The 18,238-nt window shown below is 46.1% G+C and carries 17 protein-coding genes and 1 riboswitch; of the genes, 10 read left to right on the forward strand and 7 right to left on the reverse strand.

Translation table 11 applies throughout. The annotated features are described in order from the left end of the window. Positions 1 to 128: 128 nt before the first annotated feature. Together KQI91_RS04045 and arcC are read right to left on the reverse strand one after the other, a co-directional pair. Complete coding sequence (locus KQI91_RS04045) at positions 129 to 452, reverse strand: helix-turn-helix domain-containing protein (RefSeq protein WP_216391590.1); 324 nt, start codon at positions 450 to 452, stop codon at positions 129 to 131. 208 nt (positions 453 to 660) lie between these two features. Continuing rightward, on the reverse strand, positions 661 to 1,593 hold the full coding sequence (gene arcC, locus KQI91_RS04050) for a carbamate kinase (RefSeq protein WP_216391591.1): 933 nt from the start codon (positions 1,591 to 1,593) through the stop codon (positions 661 to 663). A 197-nt stretch (positions 1,594 to 1,790) separates the two neighbouring features. Between arcC and KQI91_RS04055 the strand changes: the two genes are divergently transcribed. From KQI91_RS04055 to KQI91_RS04065, 3 genes are all read left to right on the forward strand, one after another. Then, entirely contained in the window at positions 1,791 to 2,666 is an 876-nt protein-coding gene (locus KQI91_RS04055; protein ID WP_253288351.1) for an aldose 1-epimerase family protein, read from the forward strand. Positions 2,667 to 2,710: 44 nt separating this feature from the next. After that, complete coding sequence (locus KQI91_RS04060) at positions 2,711 to 3,403, forward strand: D-lyxose/D-mannose family sugar isomerase (protein WP_216391593.1); 693 nt, start codon at positions 2,711 to 2,713, stop codon at positions 3,401 to 3,403. A gap of 409 nt (positions 3,404 to 3,812) precedes the next feature. Further along, a complete protein-coding gene (locus KQI91_RS04065) occupies positions 3,813 to 5,159 on the forward strand; it encodes a COG1470 family protein (RefSeq protein WP_216391594.1) in 1,347 nt (448 codons plus the stop codon). Here KQI91_RS04065 and thiC read toward each other — a convergent pair whose 3' ends face one another. The 5 genes from thiC to thiW are packed head-to-tail and all read right to left on the reverse strand — an operon-like array spanning position 5,160 to position 9,310. Next, complete coding sequence (gene thiC, locus KQI91_RS04070) at positions 5,160 to 6,470, reverse strand: phosphomethylpyrimidine synthase ThiC (RefSeq protein ID WP_216391595.1); 1,311 nt, start codon at positions 6,468 to 6,470, stop codon at positions 5,160 to 5,162. Positions 6,471 to 6,512: 42 nt separating this feature from the next. After that, a complete protein-coding gene (thiD, locus tag KQI91_RS04075; protein WP_216391596.1) occupies positions 6,513 to 7,298 on the reverse strand; it encodes a bifunctional hydroxymethylpyrimidine kinase/phosphomethylpyrimidine kinase in 786 nt (261 codons plus the stop codon). Between the two features lie 39 nt (positions 7,299 to 7,337). Further along, complete coding sequence (gene thiE / locus KQI91_RS04080) at positions 7,338 to 7,973, reverse strand: thiamine phosphate synthase (protein WP_216391597.1); 636 nt, start codon at positions 7,971 to 7,973, stop codon at positions 7,338 to 7,340. Continuing rightward, a complete protein-coding gene (locus KQI91_RS04085; RefSeq protein ID WP_216391598.1) occupies positions 7,970 to 8,797 on the reverse strand; it encodes a hydroxyethylthiazole kinase in 828 nt (275 codons plus the stop codon). The genes thiE and KQI91_RS04085 overlap by 4 nt, the downstream gene beginning before the upstream one ends. Before the next feature lie 3 nt (positions 8,798 to 8,800). Further along, complete coding sequence (thiW, locus tag KQI91_RS04090; RefSeq protein WP_216391599.1) at positions 8,801 to 9,310, reverse strand: energy coupling factor transporter S component ThiW; 510 nt, start codon at positions 9,308 to 9,310, stop codon at positions 8,801 to 8,803. A 102-nt stretch (positions 9,311 to 9,412) separates the two neighbouring features. Continuing rightward, a riboswitch (TPP riboswitch) is annotated at positions 9,413 to 9,520 on the reverse strand. A 214-nt stretch (positions 9,521 to 9,734) separates the two neighbouring features. Between thiW and KQI91_RS04095 the strand changes: the two genes are divergently transcribed. The 7 genes from KQI91_RS04095 to rlmN all read left to right on the forward strand — a co-directional run bounded on the left by KQI91_RS04095 (position 9,735) and on the right by rlmN (position 18,237). Further along, on the forward strand, positions 9,735 to 11,210 hold the full coding sequence (locus KQI91_RS04095) for a UDP-N-acetylmuramoyl-L-alanyl-D-glutamate--2,6-diaminopimelate ligase (RefSeq protein WP_216391600.1): 1,476 nt from the start codon (positions 9,735 to 9,737) through the stop codon (positions 11,208 to 11,210). Continuing rightward, positions 11,210 to 13,429 carry a replication restart helicase PriA gene (gene priA, locus KQI91_RS04100; protein ID WP_216391601.1) on the forward strand — a complete coding sequence of 740 codons (2,220 nt, stop codon included), beginning with the start codon at positions 11,210 to 11,212 and terminating at the stop codon, positions 13,427 to 13,429. The genes KQI91_RS04095 and priA overlap by 1 nt, the downstream gene beginning before the upstream one ends. Before the next feature lie 229 nt (positions 13,430 to 13,658). Beyond that, complete coding sequence (gene def / locus KQI91_RS04105) at positions 13,659 to 14,132, forward strand: peptide deformylase (protein WP_216391602.1); 474 nt, start codon at positions 13,659 to 13,661, stop codon at positions 14,130 to 14,132. A gap of 53 nt (positions 14,133 to 14,185) precedes the next feature. Then, positions 14,186 to 15,133: a methionyl-tRNA formyltransferase gene (gene fmt / locus KQI91_RS04110; RefSeq protein ID WP_216391603.1), complete on the forward strand. Its 948-nt coding sequence runs from the start codon at positions 14,186 to 14,188 to the stop codon at positions 15,131 to 15,133. A gap of 5 nt (positions 15,134 to 15,138) precedes the next feature. Next, complete coding sequence (locus KQI91_RS04115) at positions 15,139 to 15,849, forward strand: zinc metallopeptidase (RefSeq protein WP_216391604.1); 711 nt, start codon at positions 15,139 to 15,141, stop codon at positions 15,847 to 15,849. Further along, positions 15,842 to 17,194 (forward strand): 16S rRNA (cytosine(967)-C(5))-methyltransferase RsmB, encoded by a 1,353-nt coding sequence (rsmB, locus tag KQI91_RS04120; RefSeq protein WP_216391605.1) that lies wholly within the window; start codon positions 15,842 to 15,844, stop codon positions 17,192 to 17,194. The genes KQI91_RS04115 and rsmB overlap by 8 nt, the downstream gene beginning before the upstream one ends. 2 nt (positions 17,195 to 17,196) lie before the next feature. Next, positions 17,197 to 18,237: a 23S rRNA (adenine(2503)-C(2))-methyltransferase RlmN gene (gene rlmN / locus KQI91_RS04125; RefSeq protein ID WP_216391606.1), complete on the forward strand. Its 1,041-nt coding sequence runs from the start codon at positions 17,197 to 17,199 to the stop codon at positions 18,235 to 18,237. The last annotated feature ends 1 nt before the right edge of the window (position 18,238 follow it).

An 18,238-nucleotide genomic window follows, 5' to 3' on the forward strand; every position in this document is an offset into this window, starting at 1 on the left:
AGATCGTGCTACTGAAAACAGTAACATAATAGTTCTATTATATATGAAATGACAGAAAAATACAACGTCGACCGACGCTGTTTACAGTACATTATCTGAAAAAATAACTGTTCACAGTAAAACAATATTTATAAAGTCTTTGACAGCCCTTTCATATATGAAATAGCCAGAGCCTTGTCCTCCGGGCTGAGTGCAGTAAAGAGGTTCAGGCATTCTGCCTGATCACTGGTCAGTCCCTGGCTGCTTTTTCCTGGTTCAAAGAAATCTGTAATAGAAATGCCGAATCCTGCACAGAGTTTCTGCAAGGTTGGAAGAGACGGCATGTTATGTTTATTGATCATAGTGCTTAATGTGGAATAAGCGATTCCGGATACTTTTGCCAACTGATAATAGGACCAGTTACGCTCATCACACAGTTCCTGGATACGATCCAGGGGATTTAATTCGGTCATGTTGTTCACCTCGTAGTCATTTGTGTGTAAAAAACTAGTAAATACTTCCAACAATATATTAACGAAATAGCAGATAGAAAGATAGATTAGATTAAACGATATAAGTAGCATGCAGTTGCGTTGTGAGACGAAAAAATGCTGCCTTCCGGTGGAAGACAGCATGTCATGACAGTATTGAGATGTAGATCGTCATAATTGCATAGAGCAATTATTTGATGATGGTGCCTGTTTTTTCTCTGTAACCATCTTTTGCATGAGCAATATCTGTGATAATAGTGCGATGTCCATCGCCTTTTTCTGCAAATGTGACTGCAGCTTCGATTTTGGGAAGCATGGAGCCGGCTGCAAACTGATTTTCATCAATATATTTACGGGCATCTTCTGTAGAAACGGTGTCCAGATAAGCTTCCTTGTCGGTGTCTTTGTTCAGACTGACTTTTTCTACACTGGTGAGGATCAGCAGTGTGTCGGCATTTAATTCTTCTGCGAGAAGTTCGCTTGCGAAATCTTTTTCGATGATGGCACTTGCTCCGTGAAGGTCAATGCCCTGTTCCATAACCGGGATTCCACCGCCGCCGGCTGCGATTACGACCTGTCCGGCATCGGCAAGAGTACGGATCGTCTCAATCTCTATGATTTTCTGCGGTTTTGGGGCTGCAAGGATTCTGCGGTATTCTCCCTCGGCAACTTCTGTGACAAAATTGCCTTTGTCTTCTTCTGCTTCTGCTTCTTCGGAAGTCAGAACACGTCCGATGATTTTCTCTGGTTCACCAAAAGCCTCGTCATAAGGATCAATGACCACCTGTGTAAGAATCGTGGCAACTGGTTTGTAGATGCCTCTGGAAATCAGCTCAGCACGGATTGCATTCTGCAGGTCATAACCGATATATCCCTGGCTCATGGCGGAGCATACAGACATCGGGGCAAAAGTATAATCAGGGTGTGCCTTACCGAATTCATTCATGGCAGTATGGATCATACCAACCTGCGGTCCGTTACTGTGGGAGATGACAACCTGAGTGCCTTCTTCTACAAGATCTGCGATGGCTTTTGCGGCAGCCTTGGTAGCCTGTTTCTGTTCTGGAAGTGTTGTGCCCAGGGCTTTGTGACCAAGAGCAACAACGACAGTTTTTTCGCTCATATGGATTCCTCGTTTCTTTTCAGTTTGTCTATAAATCAAGTTATTTTCTATTATAAAAGAATGGGAATGGAATTGCAATAAAAAGATAGAAACCTTGTGTGCAGCATGCTATACTGAAAAAAATAAGTACCTGTAAACAATGGGGAAAGCAGCCAGAATAAAATTTCTGCATGCAGGTACACAGGGAGGGTGACAGCATGAACTATACGATCAGAAATGAAAAACTGACACTGGAGATTTCATCCAGAGGAGGAGAATTTCAGTCAATCCGCGATGCAGAGGGCAGGGAGTATCTCTGGCAGGGGGATCCGGCTACCTGGAAAGGCAGGGGGCCAAATCTGTTTCCTTATATAGGAAGGATGACAGATAAGAGCTATTACTATCAGGGACAGCTGTATCATATGGATATCCACGGATTTCTGCCACATGCAGAGATGGCGCTGACAGAGCAAAAGGACGATGAACTGACTCTCAGACTTACGGATTCCGAAGAAACACAAAAACAGTATCCGTTCAGATTTGAACTGGATATTACCTGGAAACTGGATGGAGAAAAAATCAGTGTGTCCTATCTGGTCAGAAATAAAGACGAAAAAACCATGTATTTTGCTATCGGAGGGCATCCGGGATTCAATATCCCATTTGAGGATGGACTGGAGTTTGAGGATTACAGGATTGATTTTGGCGAAAATGCTAGTCCGGACAGAATCCATTTTTCAGAAGATGGTTTTGCACTTGAAGAAGAGGAAGCTCTGAAACTTGAAGAGGGACGCTATCTGAAAATGAAACGACACATTTTTGGAGATACGATTGTTCTGAAAAATATGCCGCATGAAGTGAAAATCAACAGTACGAAAGGCAAAAAAGAGATTCGGGTAATCTTTCCGGATATGGAGCATCTGGGCTTCTGGAACTGGGCGGATGCGGATGTGGACTATGTATGTGTAGAACCGTGGAGTTCACTGCCATCCCGTAAAGGAATCATAGAAGATCTGGAAACACAGCCGGGATTGATCCGTCTGGAAAGTGGAAAAGAATACAAAAATACCTGGAGTATCATGATCATGGGATAAACAAAAGATTTTGAAATAGAAAGACTAAGATAAGGAGCGGGATTATGAAGAGATCAGAAATCAACCGGGCATTAAAAGAACTGGAGCAGATGATCGCAGAATACAAATATTATCTGCCGAAATTTGCAGATTTTACACCGGAAGAATGGCAGACAAAAGGACACGAGTTTGATGAGATCCGTGACAACATGCTTGGATGGGATATCACAGATTATGGAATGGGAGACTTTAACAAGATTGGATTTTCGCTGTTTACAGTGAGAAATGGAAATCTTAAAATGCAGGAAAAGTACAAAAAACCATATGCAGAAAAGTTTCTTTATCTGAAAGAGGGGCAGTATGCACTGAACCATTTTCACTGGTACAAAATGGAAGATATCATTAACCGGGGCGGCGGAAATCTTCTGATCCGCGTGTATAATTCGCTTCCGGATGAAGCTGTGGATAAAGAGGGAGACGTTACAGTACATATTGACGGAGAAGTAAGAACAGTACCGGCTGGCACACAGGTGAAACTGGAACCGGGGATGAGCATTACGATCATGCAGGGAATGTATCATGACTTTGAGGTAGAACCGGGAAGTGGTGCCGTGCTGATCGGAGAAGTGAGTCAGTGCAATGATGATAATACAGATAACTGCTTCAATCCTCCGGCAGGAAGATTCCCGGAGATCGAAGAGGACGAAGCACCGTATCGACTGCTCTGCAATGAATATCCGGAAGCACCGGACAAGTAAACAGGACATAAGGAAAAGCCGCCTGTTCGGGCGGCTCATTTCCTTAACTTTTTTGAGGGGGGAGATAGAGAGTGGTTATTCATCTATCCAAAACCTATTATAAGTAAGAAATATGTTCAAAGTGTGTACTAATTCTAAAAGAAATCGAAAATTTCTAAAGAAAAGTTAAAGAAAATCTATAATTTCTGCAGGTTCTTGTAGTTTTAAAGAAAACATGATAGAGTGTAAGCGTCTGTTATCGTCGGTGGTAACAGAGTCTGGATCCTGGTTCTAAGAGATCCACCATTCAAATGTCATTTCGACAAATATTCCAAAGCAATGCAAAACAAAGAGAAGAAAGGGGAGATGCCTATGCCCTTGGGGAGTTTGCTGCCCGTTTGACTTGAAGTTGTTTTGAAAGGAGTATATTATGAAAAACAGAATATGGAAAAAACTGAGTGCATATGGTCTGGCTCTCTTTTTGGCCGGAATGCTGCCGGAGATGGCAGGAGCATGTGGAACAGTTGCGTATGCGGCAGAGACGTGTTTTGCAGAAGTGGAACAGAAGACAGAGACAGAAACAGCAGAGAACCTGTGGACAGAAGAGTATCTGACAGAGGATGTGGCAGAAATTTCTGATGAAAGACTGGAAGAAGACGATGGTGAACTTGAGGAGGAAGCTCCAGAAGAAGCGAGAACAGAGAGCGTACCAGAAGTGGAGGAAACGGTTCAGTTACAGGAGACTTCTGAAGCGATATCGAGAGTTACAGAGGGAGAAAGTGACGGTGAAATTTCCGATGGCCGACAGGAATCAGAAGATACAAAAAAGAAAGCAGATCTGAGTTTGCATGTGACGACAGATGACGAAACAGTGAAGGCCGGCAGTGTGCTGGTTTATACAGTGGAACTGGAAAACACAGGTGATCTGATGCTGGAGGAGCTGCAGCTTTACTATAGTCTGGCAGAGAAAGGAATTTCAGCTGCCTGGTCGGAGACAGATGCTGAACAGACAGATACTGCCGAAAACTGTATGAAAATAGCCAGTCTGGATGCCGGCATGAAAAAAACATACTATCTGACTTGTACATTGCCGGAAGATCTGAGTGAGTCATTCACCACAGAGTTTACTGTTGAGGCTAAAAGTGAGGGACAGGATGGAATAGAAGAAAAATTACAGCGAAAGACATCGTTGAGTACGGGAATCATTCCGCTGAAGGCCGCATTTGAAGTGACAAAAACAGCGGATCGTACAGTTGCAGTGCCAGGCGACAAAATCGTATTTCAGATCTGCATCCGAAATACAGGAGAACGGACACTGCATTCTGTAATAACGACAGAACGATTTCAGCTTGGAAATATCCAGGTCCGTTTTCTGGAAAAAGAAGGGGTGGTACTGAACAACACCCGAACGAAAGCAAGAATTGAAAAAATAGATCCGGGAAGTGCTGTGGGATTGCTGGCAGAAGTAACACTTCCGGAAAATATCAGGGAACAGGAACTTTTGAATGAAGTGACGGTTACAACACTGGAAACAGGAGAAGAGGTGACTGTGTCACAGGCGAAGATACAGGTAAAAGCTGCAGAAGAGATGGAAAAAACAGAAAAAAACACAGATGAAGGGTCTGTGGATGCAGAAGGCGGGGCTGTCGTACAGAAGGGGGAAAGCTATCCGGTTTCCACACATCCAAAAACCGGAGACCCGTACCAGCCATTTTTATGGCTGGCAATGATCCCCGGTTCTTTGCTGGCAGCAGGCTGGATCCGCTGTCGAATGTGATTACAGAATATCGATGTGTTCACCTGCAAGAGCCTTGTTCATGCTGCGGACTGCGCAGAATTTACCGCACATGCTGCAGGTATCGCTGTGGTCATCTTCCGGAAGACGGTCATCGCGGATTGCTTTGGCTGTTTCCGGATCAAGAGCACAGTCAAACTGTGCATCCCAGTCGAGGACACGGCGGGCATCTGCCATTTTGTCATCGATGTCTCTTGCATGCGGGATTCCTTTGGCGATGTCGGCTGCATGAGCTGCAATCTTGGAAGCGATGATTCCCTGTTTTACGTCATCAACATTTGGAAGTGCCAGATGTTCAGCCGGTGTTACATAGCAGAGGAAGGCTGCTCCGTTCATGGCTGCAACAGCACCACCGATCGCTGCTGTGATGTGGTCATATCCAGGTGCGATATCAGTAACGAGAGGTCCAAGTACATAGAACGGAGCTCCCATGCAGATAGTCTGCTGTACTTTCATATTAGCGGCAACCTGGTCAAGCGGTACGTGTCCCGGTCCTTCGACCATAACCTGCACGTTGTGATCCCATGCACGTTTGGTAAGCTCACCAAGACGGACGAGTTCTTCAATCTGGCAGACGTCAGTAGCGTCAGCAAGGCATCCCGGACGGCAGGCATCCCCGAGGGAGATCGTAACGTCATGTTCTTCACAGATATCGAGGATCTCATCAAAGTATTCATAGAACGGGTTTTCCTCACCGGTCATACTCATCCATGCAAACACAAGGCTTCCTCCACGGCTTACGATGTTCATTTTACGTTTGTGCTTTTTGATCTGTTCAATGGTCTTGCGGGTGATTCCGCAGTGAAGAGTGACAAAGTCCACACCATCTTCTGCGTGCAGACGGATCACGTCAATGAAATCTTTTGCTGTCAGTTCAGAGAGATCTCGCTGATAGTGGATGACACTGTCATATACCGGAACGGTTCCGATCATTGCCGGACATTCATGGGTGAGTTTCTGACGGAACGGCTGAGTGTTGCCGTGGCTGGAAAGGTCCATGATCGCTTCGGCACCGAGGTCTACAGCTTTCATGACTTTTTGCATTTCAATATCATAATCTTTGCAGTCTCTGGATACTCCAAGGTTGACATTGATCTTGGTGCGCAGCATGCTTCCGACACCTTCCGGATTCAGGCTGGTATGATGTTTGTTGGCACAGATCGCTACTTTGCCTTCTGCAACGAGCTGCATCATTTTTTCTACTGGCATATGCTCTTTTTCTGCAACGGTTTTGATCTGTGGGGTTACGATGCCTTTGCGGGCTGCATCCATCTGTGTTGTATAAGTTGTCATAATCTGTATTCTCCTTATCGTGTAATGTATTTAAAGATGTTTTTACTGGAACCGTCCAAGTGTGTGATCAAGAGGACCGGAACCGTGCCCGAGATCCATCTGCGCTTTCAGTGCATCGGTCAGATACTGTTTAGCACGGCGTACAGAATCTTCCAGTGAAAATCCCTTGGCAAGGTTAGAAGCAATGGCACTGGAGAGTGTGCATCCGGTACCATGGGTGTTTGGATTATCAATGCGTTCGCCATGCATCCAGATTCCCTGTCCTTCCGTATAAAGGAGGTCGTTTGCATCGTTGATACGGTGGCCGCCTTTTAAAAGAACAGAAATATGGAAGTTTTCATGGAGCATTCTGGCTGCCTGTTCCATGGAGACTGCATCGGTGATCTTTATTCCGGTAAGTGCTTCAGCCTCCGGAATATTTGGGGTAATGATCTCGGCAAGTGGAAAAAGTTCTTTCTGAAGAGTCTCTTCTGCATTTTTGTCCATCAGACGATGTCCGCTGGTAGAGACCATGACAGGATCCAGTACGATATGGCGGGCTTCGTACTGACGCAGTCTGGCGGCAACATGACGCATGATCTCAGAAGAGGAGAGCATGCCGATCTTTACCGCATCCGGAAAGATATCCGTGAAGATACAGTCCAGCTGATTGTCGAGAAATTCAGGAGATGCTTCCTGAATGCCGTATACACCGTTCGTATTCTGGGCAGTCAGAGCTGTGATCGCACTCATGGCATAGACACCGTTCATGATCATCGTTTTGATGTCGGCCTGTACGCCTGCACCACCGCTGCAGTCACTTCCGGCAATGGTTAATACAGTTTTCATGATGTTTTTATCCTTTTCTTATTTTGGTTTTATCTGAGGTTACAGTTTCTTCAGCTGTTCCAGAAATCGTCTGACAGCAGCAGCTTTGTCCGTTGGCTTAAAAAGTCCGCTGATTACAGCTGCACCGGCAACTCCGCTTCCGGAAAGGAGCGGGAGATTGTCAGAAGTGATACCGCCGATCGCAACGACCGGAATCGTCACGGCCTGGCAGATTGCTTTCAGAGTTTCAAGTGGAAGCTGGGTAACATTGGTTTTGGTCGTACTGCCAAAGACCGCACCGCAGCCGATATAATCTGCTCCGGCTTCCTGCGCAGCAAGTGCTTCTGCTACATTGTGGGCACTTCCACCGATGATGAAGTCTTTTCCGAGCAGTTGTCTGGCTTTTTGGATTCCCATATCGGAGAGACCGACATGGACCCCGGAAGCACCGACTTTAAGAGCAAGATCTGGGCGGTCATTGATGATGAGTGGGACGTGATAACGTTCGCATAGTTGTTTTAATAGTTTGGCCTCCTGAAGAATTTCTTCATCAGAAATGTTTTTTTCTCGAAGCTGAACACAGCTGACACCTGAGCGGAGAAGTTCTTCCGTAACTCCGGCAAGTGTTTCGCCGGGATTAAGCCAGCTTCGATCAGTGACAGCATACAGTTTCAGTTGTTCAGGTGTTATGTTCATAAGGGAGTCTCCTGTTGTGATCTGAAAATTTTTTCTTCCAGCACATCAAACAGATGTACATGGAAACTTCCGATACCGGAGTGGCACAGATCTGTTCGCCTTCCTGCTTCAAAGGCAACATCCCGCCAGAGATGGCCGGCTGCGCAGACTGCATCAAAAGCAGAAATATCTGTACAGAGAAACAGTGCGCATAGAGCAGAAAGCATGCATCCGCCTCCGGTGATCCTGCGGATCCTGGAGTCACCTCCGGTCAGGATCTGCGTTCTTTTTCCATCGGATACCACATCACGTCTGCCCGTGATCAGAACTGTACAGTTATAAAGCCGGGCGGTTTTTAAGGCTGTCTGACAGACTGCTTCATCTGTCATGAGCAGGGCACTTTCTACACCGCCATGCAGTTGTGGAGATGCAGTATCGGAAAGAAAGGAGCACAGAACAACGGCTTCTTCCTGGTTGCAGCGGATTGCTGTAGGGTGTACAGCGTTAAGAAGCTTCTGCAGTTCCTTTTTGCGAAAAGCACTGGCACCGACACCAACCGGATCGAGTACGATCGGATGACCGAGTTCTTCGGCCTTCTGGCCGGCAGAGATGCAGGCCTGTATTTTGTCAGTGTCCGGGACTCCGGTATTGAGAAGCGTTCCCTGGCAGAAGGAAGTGATCTCTGCCGCTTCTTCTTTGTTCTGTCCCATGACGGCACTGCCACCGGCGGCAAGAAGAATATTGGCGACATCCTGCATGGTCACCGGGTTGGTAAGACAGTGGATTCTGGGTGTGTGCTGATGAATATAAAGAGAAATTTCTTCTATATTATTGTTGTGTGGCATAAGCTATCTCCTGGCAGTAAAAAGTACCTGGCTTTTTTCAAAAACGCGAAGCAGGATAAAGGCCAGGACACTTCCTGTGAAAGTTGAGATAAAAAATGGAAGCATATATACTGTGAATCCGGCAGGTGCCAGTCCCATAAGGAGTCTGGCCACCGGATAAGCAGCAAGACCGCCGAGAATTCCGGTTCCCAGTGCTTCTGCGACACAGGTAAGGCTTAAGCGGTGGGTGAAGCGAAAAACAAGACCGCAGCACAATGCACCGACCATACTTCCCGGAAATGCCAGAAGACTGCCGATCCCAAACAGGTTACGGATCAGGCTTGCGCAGAATGCAATTCCGATGCCCCACCACGGACCGAGCATAACGGCAGCAAAGACATTGACCATATGCTGTACCGGGGCACATTTGCTTCCGGCAACCGGAACACTGATCATACTGCCGGCTACAGCAGCCGCAGTCAGCACTCCTGCGATGGCAAGCTTCTGTGTTGATGTAGTTTCTTTTGTGTTCATTTTCAGTGGACCTCCTGTTCTACCTGCAGGATCTGCCATCCGCAGAACTTTGCGGATGTTGAATAACAAAAAAGAAGGCACCGCAAGGGTACCTTCTTCAATCATTGCATTCGGTATGTTCCCTACGTTGGCATTATCCAAATCAGGTTAAGGGTCGAAACCAGTCAGTTTCCTCTCAGCCGGCTTCAGCCAGCTCCCCTGTTTTTTGCTGTTACTGTGAACAGTTATGTTTTACTTTCCTATTATACAGCCAGTTTCCGGAGATGGCAAGATATGATTCAACAAGATATTTCAAAAATCGACAGTTATCAATAGAATTGACCATTTTCCAAACATTGAAAAGACATTCTGTTTGTGATATTCTGTAATGGAGTATATCAATGACTGCATACAGCAGTCTGATCCCGAGGCAGAGGAGGAAAAAATGAAAGTATCAGCACTATTGGAAGGTTTGGAATATAGCTGCTGTCAGGGCAGTACAGATCAGGAAGTCAGTACCGTTGTATATGACTCCCGCAAAGTAAAAGAAAACTCTCTGTTTATCTGTATCCGCGGTGCGGTAGCAGATGGACACAAATTTGTACCGGATGTTATCGAAAAAGGCGCGAAGACACTGATCGTGGAAGAAGAGGTGGAAGCACCGGAAGATGTAACTGTGATCAAAGTGGCAGACAGTCGTTATGCGATGGCATTCATTTCTGCTGCATATTTTGGACATCCGGCGGAAAAACTGAAAACAATCGGAATTACCGGAACCAAAGGCAAAACAACTACAACCTATATGGTAAAGTCTATTCTGGAAAATGCCGGATACAAAGTCGGACTGATCGGAACCATTGAGGCGATCATCGGAGAAGAATCCATTCCGGCATGCAACACGACACCGGAATCCTATCTGGTACAGGAGTACTTCCGCAGGATGGTGGACGCAGGCTGTGACTGTGTAGTTATGGAGGTCTCTTCGCAGGGACTGATGCTGCACCGTACACAGGGATTTGTGTTTGATTATGGTATCTTTACCAATATCGAACCAGACCATATCGGACCGAATGAGCATAAAGATTTTGATGATTATCTCAGATGTAAATCTATGCTGCTGCGTCAGTGCCGTGTAGGGATCGTCAACAGAGATGATGAACATTTTGAGAGGATTATTGAAGGTCATACCTGTCAGCTTGAAACTTATGGATTTTCACCGGAAGCTGATCTGCGTGCAGAAGATGCGCATATGGTTGGCGGCAAAGGCTATCTTGGAATTTCCTATCAGTTAAAAGGTCTGATGGAATTTCCGGTAGAGATTGATATTCCCGGAAAATTCAGCATTTACAATTCACTGACAGCAATTGCAATCTGCCGCCATTTCAAAGTATCGCAGGAAAATATCATCAAAGCTCTGAAAGTGGCAAGGGTCAAAGGACGTATTGAGATGATCAAGGTGTCTGATGAATTTACATTGATGATTGATTATGCACACAATGCGATGGCACTGGAAAGCCTGCTTACTACTTTGCAGGAATATCATCCGCATCGTCTGGTATGCCTGTTCGGATGCGGAGGAAACCGTGCAAAATCCCGTCGTTATGAAATGGGTGAGGTTTCCGGACGACTGGCAGATCTGACGATCATTACATCCGATAATCCGAGATTTGAAGAGCCGCAGGATATCATTGATGATATCAAAATCGGAATTTCAAAAACAAATGGAAAATATGTGGAGATCTGTGACCGTAAGGAAGCAATCGCTTATGCGATCCATCATGGAGAACCGGGAGATATCATTGTTCTGGCTGGTAAAGGACATGAGGATTACCAGGAGATCAAAGGAAAAAAATATCCTATGGATGAAAGAGTTCTGATTGCAGAGATTCTTCAGGAGGATAAAGAAAGAGCAGATAAATAATGATGTATGCAGATATCATTGTGGATATATCCCACGAAAAACTTGACCGCAGTTTTCAATATAAAGTTCCGGAAGAACTGGAACAGGAGATCCAGGTGGGAATGGTGGTCACCATTCCTTTTGGAAACGGTAATCATGAAAGAAAGGGATATGTGATCGGCCTTTCGGATAAGCCCGTATTTGACACAGCCAGGATGAAGGCACTCCGTGGTATCTGCAACAGTGAGGAAACGACAGAAGCGAGGCTGATCACACTGGCGGCCTGGATGAAGAACCAGTATGGTTCTACAATGGTGCAGGCGCTGAAAACAGTGCTTCCTGTACGGGAAAAAGTCAAGGCAAAAGAAAAACGATATGTAGTTCTGAATATCAGCCAGGAGGACGCACACAAGCTGGCAGAAGAGCTGGAGAGCAGCAGATGCAAGGCAAGAGCACGTCTGCTCCGGGCCCTTGCCGATGAAAAAAAACTGGATTATACCAGGGCATCCAGAGAGCTTGGAATGACAACTTCTGTGATACGGCCGCTTTTGGACCAGGGAATCATCCGGGTGACCCAGGATGAGGTTTATCGTATGGCGGTAGACGGTGCAGCAATCCCGAGAGAGAGCCTGCCGGTACTTACAGAAGTACAGCAGGCGGCTTTTGCACAGATTACAGAAGAATGGAAAAAAGAAACACCGCGGCCGGTGCTGATCCATGGTGTGACCGGAAGCGGTAAGACGCAGGTCTATATGAAACTGATACAGCAGGTGATCGATGAGGGCAGGCAGGCAATCGTTCTGATTCCTGAGATTGCATTGACGTATCAGACTGTTCGCAGATTTTACGGATGGTTCGGAGACAAAGTGTCAGTTCTGAATTCCCGACTTTCCGCAGGAGAACGATATGATCAGTTCAAAAGAGCCAAACGCGGCGAGATCCAGATCATGGTGGGACCGCGTTCTGCTCTTTTTACACCTTTTTCCAGACTGGGCCTGATCATTATTGATGAGGAACATGAACAGACTTACAAAAGTGAGAACAGTCCCAGATACCATGCCAGAGAGACGGCTCTTTACCGGGCAAAGATGGAGCATGCAAAGGTCGTACTGGGATCGGCAACACCATCTCTTGAAGCTTATACCAGAGCAGTGCAGGGAGAATATCTTCTTGTAAAACTAAATGCGCGTTTTGCAGACCGTCCGCTTCCGGAGGTTTCTGTTGTGGATCTCAGAGAGGAACTCAAAGCCGGGAACCGCTCTGTGCTCAGCAGAAAACTGAAAGATGCTGTCGAAAAGAGGCTGGAGCGGGGAGAACAGTCGGTACTGTTTCTGAACAGAAGGGGTTATGCAGGCTTTGTTTCCTGTCGTTCCTGTGGAACGGCGATGAAATGTCCACATTGTGATGTGGCACTGACGGAACATAACAATGGCAGGCTCGTATGTCACTACTGCGGTTATGAAAGACCGAGAGTAGAGAAATGTCCGTCCTGCGGTTCTCCGTATATCGGTGGATTTAAGGCCGGAACACAGCAGATCGAGCAGATCCTTCGCAAAACATTTCCGAAGGCAAGAATTCTCCGGATGGATTATGATACCACCAGGACAAAAGGCAGTTACGAAAAAATCCTGTCTTCTTTTGCGGCGCATGAGGCAGATATTCTGGTCGGTACGCAGATGATCGTCAAAGGACATGACTTTCCGGATGTGACACTGGTCGGAGCTGTGGCAGCAGATCTTTCGCTGAATGCAGCCGATTATTGCTGTGCAGAACGGACATTTCAGCTTCTGACGCAGGCAGTCGGGCGTTCTGGCAGAGGACGCAGACCGGGAGAGGCGATCATTCAGAGCTATCATCCGGAGCATTACAGTATTCAGGCAGCGGCCAGACAGGATTATGAAGCGTTTTATCAGGAAGAAATGTCGTACCGTGTGCTGATGGATTATCCACCGGCAGCACATATGCTTTCGGTCCTGGCATCCGGGGAAAATGAAGAGCTTCTTGATCAGGGAATGGAATATCTGGCAAAGTTCGTGGAGAGAATCAGCGCGAAATACAGGATTCATGTGATCGGACCCGCTTATGCTACTGTGGGAAAAGTCAATGATATCTACCGTAAAGTCCTTTACCTGAAACACCAGGATGGTCATGTGCTGCAGGATATAAAAAACAAAACAGAGAAATACATTGAAGTAAATTCCGGTTTCCGGAAATTATATATTCAATTTGACTATATATAAATACCAAGGGGGAAAAGTTCAAAAAGCTGTTCGTGCTTGCACGATAAGGCTTTTGAACTTGGACCCCGCCAAATATGAGAAAGTAGCAATTTACGTAGTAAATTTGCGGATTTCGAATATTTGTAGGATTGTGAAAGCAGTTTACTGCGGAACAATCCGTAGGTATTTATATAGTACTATAATACATATTGTACTATATATACATAAGACAAAGAAAAGAGGAAGAAAAATGGCAATCAGAGTAATTCGTACAGAAGAAGATCCGGTACTGAGAAAAATCAGCAAACCGGTAAAAGAAGTAACCCCAAAGATCGTGACACTGATCGATGATATGCTGGATACAATGTATGAGGCAATGGGAGTTGGTCTGGCAGCACCGCAGGTCGGTATCCTGAAACGTATTGTAGTCATCGATGTAGGAGAAGGCCCGATCGTGCTGATCAATCCGGAGATTCTGGAGACTTCCGGAGAACAGACAGGTGATGAAGGCTGTCTGAGTGTACCGGGAATGGCAGGACAGGTGACCAGACCGAATTATGTAAAAGTCAGAGCGATGGATGAGGATATGAATGAAGTGATCTATGAGGGAACGGAGCTTCTTGCCCGTGCGTTCTGCCATGAGATCGATCATCTTGATGGAAAGATGTATACAGATCTGGTCGAGGGAGAACTTCACAGAACCAGTTACGATGAAGAAGACTGAAATAAAATAAAGGTTACCCGGAATAACGGGAGAAAAGAGGAACAGATTACTATATGAAAATTGTTTATATGGGAACTCCGGATTTTGCAGTGCCGCCGCTCGCAGCACTTGTAGAGAACGGATATGAAGTGGCTGCGGTGGTAACACAGCCGGACAAACCAAAGGGAAGAGGCAAGACACTTCTGCCGACACCGGTCAAAGAAGAAGCTTTGAAACATGAGATTCCGGTTTATCAGCCATTGAAAGTGCGTGATCCGGAATTTGTGGAACTGCTGCAGAAAATGGAACCGGATATGATCGTGGTAGCTGCTTTTGGGCAGATCATACCAAAAATGATCCTGGATATGCCAAAATATGGATGCCTGAATATTCATGCATCTCTTTTGCCGAAATACAGAGGTGCTGCACCGATCCAGCAGGCGGTGATCGATGGTGAAAAAGAATCCGGTGTGACGATCATGAAAATGGGAGTGGGACTGGATACCGGAGATATGATCTCTCAGGCAGTCGTACCACTTGCCGAGGATGAGACAGGCGGAAGTCTTTTTGACAAACTTGCAGAGGAAGGAGCCGCTCTTCTGATCAAAACGATTCCTTCTATTGTAGACGGAACTGCTGTATATACAAAACAGCCGGAAGAAAGTCCGACACCGTATGCCGCGATGATCAGCAAAAAAATGGGGCTGATGGATTTTTCCAGAAGTGCAGTGGAGCTGGAACGACTGGTACGTGGACTGAATCCGTGGCCGAGTGCATATACCTTCCTGAATGGAAAAACATTAAAGGTATGGAAATGTGCAGCAGAAGAGGAAATATGTGGAAAAGAGGCCCCGGGAACGGTTATCCATGTGGATAAAGCCGGCATTCATGTAGCGTGCGGAACCGGCACACTGGTACTCAAAGAAGTACAGCTGGAAGGCAAAAAACGGATGGAGACCGATGCGTTCCTCCGTGGATATCAGGTAACTGCAGGAACGATGCTGAAAGATCATAAGGAGTGATGCGGATGTACGGATATGGTTATGGATACTACGGATTTGACTGGACTTATATGCTGCTGATCATAGGAATGCTTCTGTCTCTGGCAGCTTCAAGCAGACTGAAAAGTACGTTTTCTTATTATCGGAGAATCAGAAGTGCATCCGGACTTACCGGCGAGGAAACAGCCAGAAGAATTCTGCAGGCAGCCGGAATTACGGACGTGAGTGTAAGAGCAATTTCCGGAAGCCTGACAGATCATTACGATCCGAGAACCAAAACAGTCAGTCTTTCAGAAGATATCTATGGACAGACATCTCTTGCGGCTGTTGGAGTAGCAGCGCATGAGTGCGGACATGCTATTCAGCATGCGATTGGTTATGCACCACTGGAATTTCGCAGTGCGATCGTTCCGATTGCCAATTTTGGCAGTTCCCTGTCCTGGCCGTTGTTTCTGGTAGGTCTTGTGGCAGGCATCCGTCCGCTGGTGACGGCAGGCATCGTACTGTTTTCGCTTGCAGTACTGTTTCAGCTTGTAACACTTCCGGTTGAGATCAATGCATCTTCCAGAGCTCTGAAAATGCTGCAGAGCACAGGAATACTCGGAGCAGATGAGACAAAAGGAGCCAGAAAGGTCCTGACAGCGGCTGCGATGACATACGTAGCTGCCCTGGCAGCTTCTGTTCTGCAGCTTCTGAGACTTTTGATCCTTGCAGGAGGAAGACGACGAGATGACTAATGGAATCAATACAAGAGAGATGATACTGGAAATCCTTCTTCAGATTGAAGAAGAGGGGGAACACAGTCATATTGCGATCAGAAATGCTTTATCAAAATATCAGTTTCTTCCCAAACAGGAACGTGCGTTTGTTACAAGAGTCTGTGAGGGAACACTGGAATATCGTATCCTGATCGACTATATTATTAATTCATTTTCAAAAACACCGGTGGACAAGATGAAGCCGGCGATCCGTGAGATTATGAGAAGTGCTGTGTATCAGCTGAAATTTATGGATCGTGTGCCGGACAGTGCCGTCTGCAACGAAGCTGTCAAACTGGCACAGAAAAAAGGATTTTATAATCTGAAACCTTTTGTAAACGGAGTGCTCCGCACGGTTGCCAGACAGCTTGACGATCTGGAATATCCTTCCAGAGAAGAGAATCTTGTCCGTTATCTGTCTGTCCGTTATTCTATGCCGGAAGAACTGGTGACACGCTGGCTGGATGCCTATGGCGAAGAAACGACCGAAAAAATGCTTGCAGATTTTCTGGAGGAAAAACCGGTAACAGTACGTTGCCGTACATACCTGAATTCTGTGGACAAGATCTGTGACAGCCTGAAAAGCCAGGGAGTCAGGGTAGAACAGGCACCGTACCTTCCTTATGCCAAAAAGATTTCAGGATACAACCACATTCTGGCACTGGATGCGTTTATTCAGGGAAAGATCGTGGTACAGGATGTCAGTTCCATGCTTGTGGCAGAAATCGCCAATCCGCAAAAAGGGGATTATGTGATCGATGTCTGTGCGGCACCGGGCGGCAAAAGCCTTCATATGGGTGACAAGATGGAAGGGTATGGTACAGTAGATGCCAGAGATGTCAGCCAGTACAAAGTAAACCTTATAGAAGAGAATATCCGAAGGACCGGTTCGATCAATGTGCAGGCGAAAGTGCAGGATGCAACGATTTTTGATGTGGAATCAGAGTGTGGGGCAGATATCGTTCTGGCAGATGTCCCCTGTTCCGGATATGGTGTCATTGGAAAGAAACCGGAAATCAAATATCGTTCCACAGCTCAGAAAGAAGAGGAACTGGTGATCCTTCAGAGGATGATCCTGGATAAAGCAGCAGAATATGTGAAGCCACGTGGAGTGCTGGTTTTCAGTACCTGTACTATTGCAAAAGAAGAAAATGAAGAAAATATGATGTGGTTTATGAACAACCATCCGTTCAAACTGGAAAGCATTGATGAATTTGTTCCGGAAGAACTTCGTTCAGAAACAACAGGGCTTGGTTACCTGCAGCTGCTTCCGGGTGTGCATGGTACAGATGGATTCTTTATTGCAAAATTCAGAAGGAAATGATTATGACAGATATTAAATCAATGACAATAGATGAGCTGAAAGAGCTTATGGTACAGATCGGGGAAAAGCCGTTTCGCGCAAAGCAGATCTACAGCTGGCTGCACGAGCATCTGGTGACTTCTTATGAGGAGATGGTGAATCTTCCCAAAAGCCTGAAACAGAAGCTGAGTGATTACCCGATCACAGCTCTGGAAACGCTGGATGTGCAGATTTCCAAAACAGACGGAACCAGAAAGTATCTGTTCCGTCTTTCTGATGGGAATGTGATCGAGAGCGTACTCATGAGATATAAATATGGAAATTCCGTCTGTATCTCTTCACAGGCCGGATGTCGTATGGGATGTCGTTTTTGTGCTTCTACGATCGGAGGCCTGACCAGAAATCTGCTTCCGTCAGAAATGCTGGATCAGATTTACCGTATACAGACTTCCATCGGAGAGCGTATCTCCAATGTGGTAGTCATGGGAACCGGTGAGCCGCTGGATAATTATGATAATCTTTTGAGATTTATCCATATTCTTACAGAAGAAGGCGGAATCCATATCAGTCAGAGAAATCTGACGGTATCTACCTGCGGACTGGTCCCGAAGATCTATGAGCTTGCAGAAGAAAAACTTCAGATGACGCTGGCAGTTTCCCTGCATGCGCCAAATGATGAAAAAAGACGTGAGCTTATGCCGATCGCCAACAAATATTCTGTGGAGGAGCTGCTGGCCGCATGTCGGAATTATTTTGACAAGACCGGCAGAAGGATTACTTTTGAATACAGTCTTGTAGCTGGAGTGAATGACAGTAAAGAAAATGCCGAGGAACTTGCCGGTCGTCTGAAAGGACTGAACTGTCATGTGAATCTCATTCCGGTGAATCCGGTAAGAGAGCGTTCCTTTGTACGTTCTACCCGTCAGGCAGTGGAGAATTTCAAAATAAATCTTGAAAAATGCGGAATTAATGGTACTATTAGAAGGGAAATGGGCAGCGATATTGACGGTGCCTGTGGGCAGTTAAGAAAAAGATATATGGAAAAAACAGAAAGTGAGAAGTGAC

The sequence above is a fragment of the Blautia sp. MSJ-19 genome, from assembly GCF_018918125.1.
Lineage (GTDB): Bacteria > Bacillota > Clostridia > Lachnospirales > Lachnospiraceae > Blautia_A.

What these genes read in the sequence shown, in the direction of transcription:
- KQI91_RS04045 (WP_216391590.1), bottom strand. Translation starts at nt 452, where the DNA reads ATGACCGAATTAAATCCCCTGGATCGTATCCAGGAACTGTGTGATGAG.
- arcC (WP_216391591.1), bottom strand. Translation starts at nt 1,593, where the DNA reads ATGAGCGAAAAAACTGTCGTTGTTGCTCTTGGTCACAAAGCCCTGGGC.
- KQI91_RS04055 (WP_253288351.1), top strand. Translation starts at nt 1,791, where the DNA reads ATGAACTATACGATCAGAAATGAAAAACTGACACTGGAGATTTCATCC.
- KQI91_RS04060 (WP_216391593.1), top strand. Translation starts at nt 2,711, where the DNA reads ATGAAGAGATCAGAAATCAACCGGGCATTAAAAGAACTGGAGCAGATG.
- KQI91_RS04065 (WP_216391594.1), top strand. Translation starts at nt 3,813, where the DNA reads ATGAAAAACAGAATATGGAAAAAACTGAGTGCATATGGTCTGGCTCTC.
- thiC (WP_216391595.1), bottom strand. Translation starts at nt 6,470, where the DNA reads ATGACAACTTATACAACACAGATGGATGCAGCCCGCAAAGGCATCGTA.
- thiD (WP_216391596.1), bottom strand. Translation starts at nt 7,298, where the DNA reads ATGAAAACTGTATTAACCATTGCCGGAAGTGACTGCAGCGGTGGTGCA.
- thiE (WP_216391597.1), bottom strand. Translation starts at nt 7,973, where the DNA reads ATGAACATAACACCTGAACAACTGAAACTGTATGCTGTCACTGATCGA.
- KQI91_RS04085 (WP_216391598.1), bottom strand. Translation starts at nt 8,797, where the DNA reads ATGCCACACAACAATAATATAGAAGAAATTTCTCTTTATATTCATCAG.
- thiW (WP_216391599.1), bottom strand. Translation starts at nt 9,310, where the DNA reads ATGAACACAAAAGAAACTACATCAACACAGAAGCTTGCCATCGCAGGA.
- KQI91_RS04095 (WP_216391600.1), top strand. Translation starts at nt 9,735, where the DNA reads ATGAAAGTATCAGCACTATTGGAAGGTTTGGAATATAGCTGCTGTCAG.
- priA (WP_216391601.1), top strand. Translation starts at nt 11,210, where the DNA reads ATGATGTATGCAGATATCATTGTGGATATATCCCACGAAAAACTTGAC.
- def (WP_216391602.1), top strand. Translation starts at nt 13,659, where the DNA reads ATGGCAATCAGAGTAATTCGTACAGAAGAAGATCCGGTACTGAGAAAA.
- fmt (WP_216391603.1), top strand. Translation starts at nt 14,186, where the DNA reads ATGAAAATTGTTTATATGGGAACTCCGGATTTTGCAGTGCCGCCGCTC.
- KQI91_RS04115 (WP_216391604.1), top strand. Translation starts at nt 15,139, where the DNA reads ATGTACGGATATGGTTATGGATACTACGGATTTGACTGGACTTATATG.
- rsmB (WP_216391605.1), top strand. Translation starts at nt 15,842, where the DNA reads ATGACTAATGGAATCAATACAAGAGAGATGATACTGGAAATCCTTCTT.
- rlmN (WP_216391606.1), top strand. Translation starts at nt 17,197, where the DNA reads ATGACAGATATTAAATCAATGACAATAGATGAGCTGAAAGAGCTTATG.